This window comes from Roseateles sp. P5_E4 (assembly GCF_054049255.1).
In genome coordinates, this window is record NZ_JBFUMS010000011.1 from 150,219 (window position 1) to 162,929 (window position 12,711).

At 64.0% G+C, this 12,711-nt stretch carries 8 protein-coding genes; 4 read left to right on the forward strand and 4 right to left on the reverse strand.

The annotated features are described in order from the left end of the window. Positions 1–71 precede the first annotated feature (71 nt). The 4 genes from ACXJLH_RS21335 to ACXJLH_RS21350 all read right to left on the reverse strand — a co-directional run bounded on the left by ACXJLH_RS21335 (position 72) and on the right by ACXJLH_RS21350 (position 6,563). A complete protein-coding gene (locus tag ACXJLH_RS21335) occupies positions 72–1,121 on the reverse strand; it encodes an alpha/beta fold hydrolase (RefSeq protein WP_457446081.1) in 1,050 nt (349 codons plus the stop codon). Next, entirely contained in the window at positions 1,118–2,449 is a 1,332-nt protein-coding gene (locus tag ACXJLH_RS21340) for an MFS transporter (RefSeq protein WP_457446083.1), read from the reverse strand. Before ACXJLH_RS21340 ends, ACXJLH_RS21335 begins: the two co-directional genes overlap by 4 nt. Positions 2,450–2,461: 12 nt before the next feature. Continuing rightward, positions 2,462–4,759, reverse strand: coding sequence for a TonB-dependent receptor (locus ACXJLH_RS21345; protein ID WP_457446085.1), 2,298 nt, complete (start codon positions 4,757–4,759; stop codon positions 2,462–2,464). 91 nt (positions 4,760–4,850) lie between these two features. Continuing rightward, complete coding sequence (locus ACXJLH_RS21350; RefSeq protein WP_457446087.1) at positions 4,851–6,563, reverse strand: M14 family metallopeptidase; 1,713 nt, start codon at positions 6,561–6,563, stop codon at positions 4,851–4,853. 270 nt (positions 6,564–6,833) lie between these two features. Between ACXJLH_RS21350 and ACXJLH_RS21355 the strand changes: the two genes are divergently transcribed. The 4 genes from ACXJLH_RS21355 (at position 6,834) to ACXJLH_RS21370 (ending at position 12,703) form a co-directional block, all read left to right on the forward strand. Beyond that, on the forward strand, positions 6,834–7,817 hold the full coding sequence (locus ACXJLH_RS21355) for a LysR family transcriptional regulator (protein WP_457446089.1): 984 nt from the start codon (positions 6,834–6,836) through the stop codon (positions 7,815–7,817). 720 nt (positions 7,818–8,537) lie between these two features. Continuing rightward, complete coding sequence (locus tag ACXJLH_RS21360; protein WP_457326022.1) at positions 8,538–9,173, forward strand: sigma-70 family RNA polymerase sigma factor; 636 nt, start codon at positions 8,538–8,540, stop codon at positions 9,171–9,173. A gap of 43 nt (positions 9,174–9,216) precedes the next feature. Then, on the forward strand, positions 9,217–11,724 hold the full coding sequence (locus ACXJLH_RS21365; protein ID WP_056193362.1) for a serine/threonine protein kinase: 2,508 nt from the start codon (positions 9,217–9,219) through the stop codon (positions 11,722–11,724). Between the two features lie 103 nt (positions 11,725–11,827). After that, complete coding sequence (locus tag ACXJLH_RS21370) at positions 11,828–12,703, forward strand: helix-turn-helix transcriptional regulator (RefSeq protein ID WP_162247741.1); 876 nt, start codon at positions 11,828–11,830, stop codon at positions 12,701–12,703. The last annotated feature ends 8 nt before the right edge of the window (positions 12,704–12,711 follow it).

Below are 12,711 nucleotides of genomic sequence, written 5' to 3' on the forward strand. Positions count from 1 at the left end.
GCAAGTGACTTCGACGGTGGATCTTTCAAGCTCCCGGGCGCAACAGTGGCCCGGGCGGCCGATGGCAGCGGTCAGTCGGCGTCAGGCTGAGTCAGGGGCCACACCGTGTTGACCAGATAGTCAAGGAACCTTCCCGGTTCTTCGAGATGCGGCATGTGCGCCGAGCGCTCGAACCACTGCCAATGCTTGCTCGGCGCCCGAAGCGTTTCGTACCACTTGCGTGCCACACCGGAAGGCGTGGCGAAGTCATGGCGGCCTGCTGCGATCACGATCGGGCAGCCCAGTTCGCCAAGCTCCTTGAAGTCGGAACGCATCAATTCGGGCAAGAGGCGCTCCACGGCATCCTCGACTTGTCCGGTGCTGTCCAGATCCGCTGCCGTGTATTCCGGGCACAGCGTCTTGGCGTGGTCGAGGACATCGAGATCCTTGCGTCCATGGATCATTCCGCCCAGGTGAACCACCCACTTGCGCTCGGTCAGAAGCCGCATCAGCGTGGAGGCGGTCGGTGCCATGTCGGGATAGGGCGCCAAGGATTCGAGTTCCGTGGTGGCATCGACCAAGCCCAGCGCCCTCGCCTGCCGGACGACGAAGTCGTAGCTGGCGCGTTCGTTTTCGACCCAGTCGATGACCTGGCCGACGCCGACGTACGCGTGCAAGCGCTCGGGACAGCGCTGCGCCAACAATGTCCCGACCACGGTTCCCCAGGAATGGCCCAGCACCACGATTTTCTGGCGCTTGAACCGACCACGCAGGAAGTCCACCACCTCGCAGGCGTCTGCCACCATGTGATCGATGAGGGAGGCTCCGTCGGCCAGATCCGGCCACGCTGCAGCGCCAGACTTTCCACAACGCCGCTGATCCCATTGCACGACGACGAAGTAGTCTTCCCAGCCGCTTTGGTAGAGCCAGCTGGTGGGCATCTCCGGGCTGCCGGGGCCGCCATGAATGAACAGCAGCACAGGATTGCGTGCATCCCTGCCGCGAATCGAAAGCCATTGCTCAGTCCCGCCAATCGAAACGGCCAGGAGATCCTCGATCCCCTCCTGCGCGACGATCCGGCGTGCATTCCTCAAAATCTCGACAAAGGAGCTTCGCTCCGGGCTAGAAGCGGTCTCGCTCATGTTCCCTCCCGTGCTCCGGCCACAGCGGCCAAGTAGGCACGCTCACCAATGGCCAATAGAACTGCTGCCATGGCCAGAGCGCCAGCCCCCACCGAAGACGCCGCATACAGCACGCTTCCTGGATCCGTACCCAGCACGTCAGACAGGATGCCGACCCCCGTTGTTCCCAATGCGGTCAGTGAAATGGATACGAGGGTTCCCAGCGCGACGATGCGCGACACGAAACGAGCATCGGACATGTCCTGCATCATGGTGGGCGCCAAGACAACGCCCGCAATCAACGCCGCAACCATCACCGCCAGCAGCAGATAGACGTGCATCGCCGAACTGGCCGCTGACAACATCACGCACGCAAGTGCGGCCGCCGAGCAGCCGCCAACCATGATGCGCAGCGGTGCCGCGTCCCGAATTCGGCGCTGCAGGAATCTCAACCCCAATGTGCCAACCACGGCTCCCGACACGATCCCGACGAGGAAGCAAGTGGCCATCGAAGCCGCGACGTCGTCAGCCGTAGCACCGAACCGCCGCTCCGCGATCACGGGCACCCATGTGGTGAAGGCCTGCAAGCCCATGCTTCCCAAGCCAAAGGCGCAGAACACGCAGAACAGTGCAAGCCGGTGCTGCCGCAAATACGGCCAGATGGGTGGCGACGCGACCGTCTCGTGAGCCTTCCGTGGTCTGTCGGCCTTCAAGAAGACAAGGAAGAACGAACAGGAGACACCCACTGCGGCCGTCAGCAGCAGCGCGGCACGCCACTCCTCCAGCCCAACCCAAGGGTACAAGCCCCAACTGCCCAGCGTTGAAGCCGCACCGGCGACGCCGCCTGCCAGGCCGATCCCTGCGCCGATCAGCAGGAGATTCAAAGTGGCGTAGACACTGTTTGCCAGCGCCCGCGTTCGTTCGGGAAATGCTCGCGGTATGTAGGCATACACGATCGGCGCCATGGCGGTCTCAAGGAGACCCATGCCAGCAGAACTGAGGAAGAGCGCGCCGTAGCTGTGACTGTTCGCGCCGGCGACGGTTGCCGTGCCCCACAAGGCCAGGATGCCGAAAAGCACCTTGCGCACGTCGTACCTATCGGCAGCCCAACCCACGGCAAGGGCGGTCATCCCCGCGATCAAAGAGATGCCGACGCCCTGGAGAACACCAAGTTGAGTGTCGCTGAGCCCCAACGAGAGTCGCAAAGGCTCTCCCAGCAGCGTGAGTACCTGCCGATCCAGCGAGGCCACCAAAGTCAGGAGAACGAGGATCGACAAGGTGAACCAAGCACGTCCATTCGCCCAAGACTTACCAACGGCCTCAAGGCCAATGCTGTCCACGACCTTCATGGCAGCCTCAACCTAGTACGCCGCAGTGACGGAAAGCGTGACCGTGCGCGGTCGCGCCTCGACCACATATGCCGGTGACCCCAATGGCACGAAGTTGGTCTGTGCGCTCATCTGGGTTCTGCGGTCAAAGAGATTCCGAATCGACAGGCCGAGATCGAATCTGCCCATCTTCATGCCGGCCTGGGCATCCGCCAGCGCGTAGCCCGGCAGTCGGTAGGACGGCAATGAAGCGCTGCCCGCAAAGCCCGCGTCACGACGACCGACGCCGCGCACTGCCGCGCCCACATAGCCTTGATGCTCACCTACGGAAAACTCGTATCGAGAGCTGAGGCCGAAAGACCACTTCGCCTGATTTGGCAGTTGCGCCCCCTCGACGCCGATTCCGGGCCCGGATTCAGTCAGCCGACCATCGGTGTAAGCGAGGCTCGTGGCTACGGTCCAGTCTGGCGACACCCGCAAGGTCAGACTCGCCTCAGCGCCATCGATCCTGGCCTTGCCGGCGTTGGTCAGGAGGTTCAGTCCCTGAACCGCGTAGTACTGTTGAATATTGCGCCAGCGAATCTGGTAAACGGTGGCCTGCACCGACAGGGTCTGATCCAGCAGATCGGCCTTGTAGCCGCCTTCATAGCTCCACAGCGAATCACTCTTGAAGCTGGCAGGCGCCGCAGGCAATCCAGTGGCGGGATCCAGCAAGACGACATTGGGACCGCCGGGTCGATAACCACTGGCTGCCCGCACGTAGACGTTGCTCGTTGGCGAAAGGGCGTACTTGCCTGTCAGCAGGTAGGTAGCAGTGGTCTCGCTGGACTCAGAACTCAAGTCTGTGGGCGCCGCGATGAGCCCTCCACCGACCTGGCGGTAAGTCTGGCGATTGCGCGAAACCCGCGCGCCACCCGTGATGCTCCACTGGCTTGTCGGATTCCAGGTGACGTCAGCGAAGGCGGCGAATTCCTCAAACTTGCTCGGCAGCGACGCCCGGATGATGTCAGGGCCTTGGGAGCCGTCAGGCATCACCGTGCTTATCGATTGGTCATTGGTGCCCGTTTCGCGGTCGTAGTACAAGCCACCGAGCCAGGACACCTCTTTCTTGGCATCCGAAGACAAGCGGAACTCCTGGGTGGTCTTCCTCAGCACAGTCGCGACGTTCTGCGGCACCGACGCCACGTTGAGGCCGGCCAGCTCCGACAACAGCGGCCCGTACACCGGCGTGGTGTCAAAGGCCGAGGTCAAATCGATCCGCTGCGCTGACGTCGTCGAGTTCAGACGCGCGAAGCCCAAATCTGCCTCCAACTCCGCCGAATAGACACGGATCTTCGATGTGTACGGCTCGCGCATGGCCAGGCTGCGCGTCGAAGGGCTGGTTTTCGGAGTGCGCGTCACCGGGTCGTAGTCGACATAGTCCAGCCCATCGCGATGCAAGTCTTGCGCAACCGCCGACAAGCGCAACTTGAAGTCCTTGCTGGGCTCCAAGAGGCCCACCACCCGGATCCCTTGTGAGTCGCCCTTGTTGACGCCAGCCCCCCCTGCCGGGCCAACGGCCGTGACATAGCCGGGATCCTTGTCCGAAAAGGCAGCGACACGGACTGCCGAGACGCCAGACTGCACAGGCACATTGATGAGTCCACTGACCGTGTGCCCCAGGGAGCCACCATCGGTGGACTGCACCGCCACTCTCGCCCAAGATTCAAAGGACTTGGTATTGGGCTCGTTGGTCACGTACTTCAATACGCCGCCCATGGCTCCTGCCCCATACAGCGTGCCCTGAGGGCCGCGCAGGAGTTCGATATGGCTGAGGTCCAGAAGAGCCATATCCAAGGCGTTGATGGGGCCGCTCACAAAGGGGCTGTAGGAACCGACCGCGATGTCATCAATGTAGGTGCCGACTGTCGCGATGGTCTGGTCACCTGTCGAAACGCCCCGAACGCTGATCGCCCCCAGGCCTGCCCCGCCCTGCGTCTTCACGTCGACGGCGGGCAAGCCAGCCAGGTAGTCCACAAGGCCCTTGGCACCCGATTGCTCGAGCTCGTCCGCCGACAGCCTGTTGATTTGCAGCGGGACATCTCGAGCCATCTCTTTACGGCGGTTGGCCGTGACGACAACCGCCTGCAGTTGGTTTCTTTCTTTTGCACCGTCACCCGGCTTGTCCTTTTCCAGCACGCCGGCGCTCTGCTCCGCCGGTTCGGCCTGGGCCTGGGCTTGCGCCAATGCCATCACCGGCAGGCAAGTGCCAAGGCAAACCACCGCCGCCGCACGAGCGACCAAGGTGCGCGAGTTGGCGAGGTGTCGTGACGGATCCAGTGGCTTGCTCATGTTGACGTCTCAAAAAGGGGTGGAATTGCCTGCCAAGGTATGGCGTGTGATCCGCAAGATTCCGTGCGGGAGCCAGCGACGGGCGCTGGCGTCATGGCACGCGAACCTCAAGCTTGAAGGTGCCGACACGACAGCTCTGGACCTCGATGAACAGCCTGCCGCTGCCGGCGGTAATCACCGAGACGACCCGCTCGCCGTCGTTGCCGCGAGTCCAAGGCTCGAAGCCGCTGGCGCGGCCGTAGAGGCCACCGCCCCAGCCCTCCAAATGACCGATGTCGATCTGCGGCGCGGTGGGCGACAGGACCTGCGCTCCCTCAGCCTTGACCGTTAGCCGCAGCCGCTCCGCATGAGGGAGTGCCTTCGCCGACGACGGCCCATAGGTCGCGAAGTACCCGTCGTTGCGAATGCGTACCTCAGTGCAAACATGCGTGTCGAACTGGGTCTGGCGGAGCACCTCCAGTGTCAGCTGGGGCAGCAAGGAAGCCACTCTGAGGAAGGCAGCGCTTTGCGCGTCGCAGGTCTGCGCAATTCGTTCGAGGGGCGGATTGATGATCCCGACACTGGGGTCAAAGCCTGCCAACTCCACTTCACCGAACTGCGGATGGTTGAACTTGCGCCAGGGCTTGAAGATGCGCCCGGCGTTGTGTTCGCGGTCGAACTTCACCAAGGCGCGCATGTCCTTGCGCGTCAGCTTGATGTAGTTGTCCATGAACGGCTTCTTCGGGGCGATGCCCACCTGCTTGAAGACGTCCCAGAGCTCCACCACATAGGCCAGTGCACCCCGCTGGTGGTAGGCGTAGTCCATCAAGTCGCCATGGATGGTTTTGTCGGGCGAATACAGGAACTCATGGAACCCGCTAACCGTCGGATAGCCGGTGTACTCGGCCATCCACGCCTCGACCTGCTCGAATACCGAGAGGTCTAGGGGATCCATCTTCGAGTCGGGCTGATCGCCAAGGGGGCGGATCAGCACGCCGCCGAAGGTGTGAAGACTTAGCCACACCATGATGTTTGCGTGGCGCGTCGCAAACTCCAGCACGGCACGCGTCTCGGGCGCACTCCCGGGATAGGGGCCTGCGCCCGCCTCTTGAGGCTCAGGCACCCAGTGGTGTGGGAAGTTGCGGTTGAAATCTTGGGAGTTGTCTGACAAATAGTGCGGATCCGGAATGTGATGGCCATCGAAGTTCTCGATCTGCCCCTCCGGATACAGCTTGAAGAACGGCCCTTCGTCTTCGGGTAGCCGTGGCACCAGCACAGGAGGCTCGATCCGCACGCCCTCCTCGTCTCGCAGCTCGGATAGCTCACCTCCAGGGCTGATCTGCCGCATGCAACCGATACTCCCATCGCCGTCGATGTCGGCCGTCACCCACCGCGGAGTCTTCCGGGGGATCTGCTCATCGACCGGGCTGGAGCGAAGTGGTCTTCCGGTGGACAAGAATTGCTCGGCGCCATCCGGAGACAGTCGAGGCACGACATAGAACAGGGCCTCGCGCAGTGCGGCCGCCATTGGCTTTGCCAGTGGTTTCCCGCCGACTTGTTCAGCGCCTGACATCAATGCGATCAGGTCGGAAACGATGGCCAGAGCCACATTGGTGCCGCACACCTCGCTGGCGTGCATGTTCGCGTCGATCCAGACCGCCGGACGCAGACGGTCTGGATCCCTGCCCACAATGAGCATGGGAATGCTTCTACCTTCGGCGGACTGGCCGAGCGAGCACAGGCGAACGAGGTCTGCGTGCGTAGCCGCCCAGCCCTCCAACTGCCCCATGAGTTGTGCGTAGTTCAGGTAGCGATCTCGGAACATCGTGGTCTATTTCTGCAACGCCCTATGGATGGGCTCGCGGTCAATGTACCGACGTCCTTACACGCGAAAAATGCGCTGTATCTGATGCTTGCATTGACCCAGACCGATGTTTGCCGACTGCATGGAGCTACTCGACGACACACGGCACTGCAGCGGAATACAACAAATCGATGGGATTTACACTGCGATTACATTGATGAAAATCGATGCAGTGAAGGTTCTATCGCAACGTGCGAGCAGCACTGCGGAACCTCCACCAGGATTCTTCTCATGCGACAAGTACACGATGTAGATCTCAAGTTGCTTCGAGTCTTTGACGCGGTCGTCCGTTGCGGCGGCTTCTCGGCTGCGCAGGCAATGCTCAACGTTGGGCAATCCACCATCAGTGCGCAGATCGGCAGTTTGGAGGTTCGGCTGGGTGTGCGGCTCTGTGAGCGTGGGCGTGGAGGGTTTCGACTCACTGAGCAAGGCGCGGCTGCGCACGCCGCCACTCAGCGCCTGCTTGGCGCGATTGACGACTTCCGGAATGAATCGGCGCTGCTGACCAGCCTGGTGTCGGGAACCTTGAACCTCGGCATCATCGACAACACCGTTGCCGACGAGCGTTCACCGCTGCGCAACGCGTTGAAGCGGTTCTCCGCTCGAGGACCGGATCTGCGTATCAACGTCTACATGGGCATGCCGGCAGAACTTGAGCAGCGCGTGTTAGATGGCCGGCTACATCTCGCTGTCGGCCACTTCCCGTTTCATGCCCCTGGCAGCACGGCTATTGCACTCTATGAAGAAGTCCATGGCCTGTACTGCGAGGCGACGCACCCATTGGCCAAGTCAGGCCGTGAAACCTCTGATGTCATGGAGGGCCTCAAGCAGGCACGAATCGTCTCGCGCGGCTATCTGAGACGACGTGACCTGGACCTGCTTGGCGCCGAATCCGCAGCCTCGACAGCGGACAACATCGAAGCTCAAGCCATACTGATCCTGGGCAACAACTGTGTAGGGTTCCTCCCCAATCACTATGCGGCCCAGTGGGTCGCGGCTGGGGACATGAAGCAATTGATCCCCAGCAAGATGACACTGCGTTCGAAATTCAGTGCCATCTATCGCAAGGCCACGCCACCTGTCATCGTGCAATCGTTTCTCGCTGATCTAGAGCGATCGCGCCGAGAACTCGCTGCGGATCGTGCTGAAGTGGCAAAGCCAAGCTCTGATTTCGCTGTCGCCAGCCCAGCCGCTGCGCGGCGCCTTGATGACTGATCCAATGCTCGGTCGTAAGAGCGACATCGCTGCCATTCCAGATAGTGAACAGGTGCGGCTCTGACCACGGCACCTGCACCTGGTCCCGGCGTTCTCGGTCACAGCGACTGCAACCGTAGTAACTGACGCAGCAACCACGCGGCATTTTGGGGACACCACGCTCCAGCCAGGCGTCGCAGTGCTCTCTGCGCATCAGCAATGTCATCAGATGTAAACCCAAATGACATCGATAACATTTGCTAGCACAGTGTGGACGACTGACAGTCCGGCTGCGGCCACGCCGGCTCTCGGAAACGCCCACAACGACCAGGGGAGACAACCCATGCACCGCGACCGACCCGCATCACTCAATGGTGATCGTCCCGCCTACGACCTCTTCCGCCCGGGCACCCAGACGCCAGCGGTGAACATGAGACGAAGGACCGCTTCGGCCGGACGCCGGTTGCAGAAGCGATGGTTGAGCTAGCAAAAGCGCTTCATCGCTGATCACCGGCATGCCAGCGCCGGGTCTTCAGTCCAGCGGCGTGGCATGTCCAGGGACGAGAGAGGCAGAGCGCTGCCCATTGCACACCACCGGCGTGTAAGCGATTTCAATGTCCCTGAAATGAGGCTGCTGCCAAAAAACGGTGCATCAATCGCCGTTTGCAGACGTAGGCTGCGCACCCCGAGCAGTTTGAGCAAGGAGCAAGTTGCATCATGACGAGCGGACCCGTTGACGAGATGGCCCACGGCCCGGTAACGCAGTTGCTTCGACAGTGGTCCGACGGCGACGGCCAGGCGTTCGAGCGCCTGATTCCGCTTGTGTATGACGATCTGCGTCATCTCGCGCGCCGCCATCTGCGGGGCGAGCGCTCAGGCCACACCCTCCAGGGCACTGGCCTGGTCCACGAAGCCTTCCTGCGTCTGGCCAAGGAAAGCGAAGTGCAGTGGAAGTCGCGCTCGCAGCTGTTTGCGCTGGTCTCCAAGCTGATGCGCCACATCCTGGTCGACCATGCCCGCGCACGCCAGACAGGCAAGCGAGGCGGCGGCCAGATCGCCGTGAGCCTGGAGGAACTTCATGAGTTGCCCACGGATTGGGACCAATCGATCCAGGCGGGCGAGCTGGCACTCAACATCCTCACGCTTGACCAGTGCCTGCAACGGCTGGAACGCCTCGACCCGCAGCAGAACCAGGTCGTTGAGCTGCGCTACTTCGGCGGGCTCAGCATCGACGAGACCGCCGAGACGCTGGGCATTTCTCCGGCCACGGTGAAGCGGGAATGGGTGACGGCGCGGGCCTGGCTGCTGCGCGAAATGGCGCGGCCTGCTGCTGTCGCCTCGCGCCGGGAAGTTCTTTCCGCTGTCGCGCCGGCATGAGCTTGCACTGCCGTCCCGGGAGGCAACGGCATTGAGCGCATCGATGGAAGCCGAGCTGTGGCAACGGGCCAAGGCAGTCGTGGCCGACGCCATGGAGCGTCCGGCGAGCGAGCGCAAGGCTTTCGTGCGGCATGCCAGCGCCGGCGACTCGACGTTGATGCGCGAAGTCGAAGACCTGCTTGAAGCCGCCGGCGCTGTGGCAAGTCCCCTGGATGCGCCGCCCGCTGAATTCATGCTCGAGGCGCTGGGGCAGCGCGCGACCGGGACATGGGTTGGGCGAACACTGGGTGCCTATCGGCTCGTGTCGCTGATTGCCCGCGGCGGCATGGGCGAGGTGTACCTCGGTGAGCGCGCTGACGGCCAGTACGAGCAGCAGGTGGCGGTCAAGGTGATGAGGGCGGATGCCGACCAGGCCGTTGCCCTGGAACCGTTCTGGGCCGAGCGGCGCATCCTGGCCTCGCTCGACCATCCCAACCTCGCCAAACTGATCGACGCCGGCGTCACGGGCGACGGCGCGCCGTGGTTTGTCATGGAACTCGTTCAAGGCGACGCCATCGACACCTACTGCGACGGTCGCGGGCTTGGCGTGGAAGATCGGCTGCGGCTCTTTGTCACCGTCTGCCAGGTGGTGGGTTATCTGCACGGACGCGGCGTGGTGCACCGCGATCTGAAGCCGAGCAACATCCATGTGCGCGGCGATGGCACGGTCAAGTTGCTGGACTTCGGCATCGCCGAGCAGCTGCATCCGGTGCAGGCCGACAACCAGCACACGGATGGAATCCACCGCATCCTGACGCCCGAATACGCCAGCCCCGAGCAGATCCGCGGCGAGCCGGTCACGCCGGCGAGCGACGTCTTCTCGCTGGGCGTGGTGCTGTATCGGTTGCTCGCCCGGACGAGTCCCTATGCTCGCGGCGTCGGCGACGTCTCGCCGGGCCAGGCCATCCTCGAAGACGGCCCGCCTTGGCCAAGCCGGGCCGTCGATGCCAGCCTGACCGGTGCCGGCACACTCAGGCGGCAGCTGCGCGGTGGCCTAGATGCGGTGGTGATGAAAGCCCTGCACAAGTCGCCGGCGCAGCGCTATGCCAACGCGGCGGAACTGGCTGACGATCTCTCCCGGCACCTGCAAGGCCTCGCGGTGCAGGCTCGGCCCCATGCGCGGCGCTACCGCATCGGCCTCTTCCTGCGGCGCCACCGTGTGGCGCTCTCTGCGTCCCTGCTGGTTCTCGTGGCCGCCTCCACCGTGGCGGCCTATGAGGCCTACGAAGCGCGCCGGCAGAAGGCCCGTGCGGAGCAGCACTTCGCCGACGTCCGCAAGCTGGCCACCCTCATGCTGCGCGACCTTCAGAAGGCCATCGCGCCGCTGCCAGGGGGCACGGCGGCGCGGCGGATGGTCGTGCAGAACGCGCTCGACTCGCTGCGGCATTTGAGCGCCGAAGCCGCCGGGGACGCTGAGCTGCAGATCGAGCTGGCCGGCGGCTACCGCAACATCGGCGACATCCAGGGCCGCCCGTACTCGGCCAACCTCGGTGACCCGAAGAGCGCGCGCGACAGCTACGACCGCGGCATCGCGCTGGTGAAGAACCTCGTCGGCAACCCGCGGGTCGCCGAGCCGAGCCAGGCCCATGCCGCGGCCACGCTCGCCCAGCTGTATCAGCGCAAGGGCACGCTGCTGGCCTCCCAGGATGACGACGCCGCGGCGGAGTCACTGGTGGCCCAGGGGGTCGAGCTGATGGACACGTTGGCCGCACATGGCCAGCTGGATCCCGATCTGCAGACCACCCATGCCGCGATGCATTCCCAGCTCGCGCAGGTCCAGCGTTTCGTTGACAAGGTGGAGCCCTTCTTCAAGAGCCTGGCAACCGCCCGGCGCCTGTATCTGGCCATCCTCGCTAGCCGGCCTGGCGATGAGACGGCCACATCCGGCCTGGCCACCACCTACCTGGAAGAAGGCACCTACTACTTCGAACGCGATGAGGAGGCTGCGACGGTGCAGCTGGCCATCGCGGCGTTCCGGCGCGCCCTCGAGCTGCAGGGGCCGGTCGTGCAAAGGCATGGCGATGATGCGCGCCTGCAGCGCAATTTCGCGGCCCACCACGCCAATCTGGCCGCGGCCCTGATGCGCGCCAAGCAGCCACGTGACGCGGCCAACGCCTACCGGCAGGCGGTCCAGATCCTGTCCGAACTGAGCGGCCGGGACCCCAGCAACGCACAACTGCGCGCCGAGGTGGCCATCGTCACCGGTTCGATGAGCAAGGCGCTGCTGGCCAACGGCGATGCGGCGGCCGCCGTAGCAGCGGCGCAGCGGGCGGTGGAGGGCTACAACAGCCTGCCAGAAGGCTCATTGCGCGACCTGAACACACGCTACAAGCAGGGCGTGGCCCACTACCTGCTGGGCCAGGCGCTTGCCGCCGGCCACCAGAACGCCCGAGCATGCGCCGCGTGGCGACGCAGCCTGGTCATCCTGCGCGACGTGCAGAGCCGCAACGGCATTGGCCGGACCGACACCACGCCGGCCGTCGTGTCGCAGTCACTGCAGCGCTGCGACTAAAGCGTATCCAGCTGAAACGCCATGAGCCGGTCGCTCCGCGTTTCTCGCCTTATGCGGTATCTGGAACTGATGCGCAGCCGAGGTGTTTGGCATGGGAATGTTGATGTCTTTGGGAGCGGCGTTCGGCCGTGGCGACCATCCGCTTCCGCCCGGAGCGAACGGCACCACGCCGGTATTGCTGCACGACGAGCCGCCAGGGTTGCAACGAGACCTGACCCAGCCGCGGCTGCAGCCGGCGCTGCTCGTCGCGCTGATGGCGGCAGAGACACCCGAGCTGCGCCAACGCTCGGTGAAGGCGCTGCTGCAGTCGCTCGGCTTTGAATGGCTGGGCTACGGCTGTTTCAGCCAGGCGGGAGACCGCCCCGTGCCGCGGTCGTTCTGCACGACCTACGCGGATCCCGCCTGGACGGAACGCTACTTCGCCGAGACCTATCACCTGGTCGACCCGCGGTTGCAGCGCGTGCCCGAATCCGGCCTGCCGGTCATGTGGACGCTGGACGAGCTGCAAGCCGAGGCCGAGACGCCTTCCTACCTGCAGGGCCTGCGCCAGCGCTTCTTCGACGACCTGCGCGCCACCGGTGCCGGCAGCGGCGTGATGATGGGCCTGCCGAGCTTGCCGGGCCGTGATCGGCACATCATCAGCCTGATCTCGAAACGACCGGGCCGCGACTGGATGACCGATGCGGTGCTGGGCCAGGTCCTGACCCTGGCCCTGTGCCTGCACGAGTTCTACAGCCGCTATACGCTGGCACCGCAAGCGGACGGCCTGCGCAGCGCCGCCGGCGCGCTGACGCCGCTGCAGAACGAGATCCTGGCGCGGCTGGCGCGCGGCCTGCCCGACAAGCTCATCGCCGCGCAACTCGACCTCTCGTTGCACAACGTCGATTACCACATGCGCCAGCTGCGCAAGCGCTTCGGCGTGCGCAACCGCCTGCAGCTGATGCAGGCCGCGCTGGGGCCGGCGCCTCACGCCGCCTGAGCCCTGAC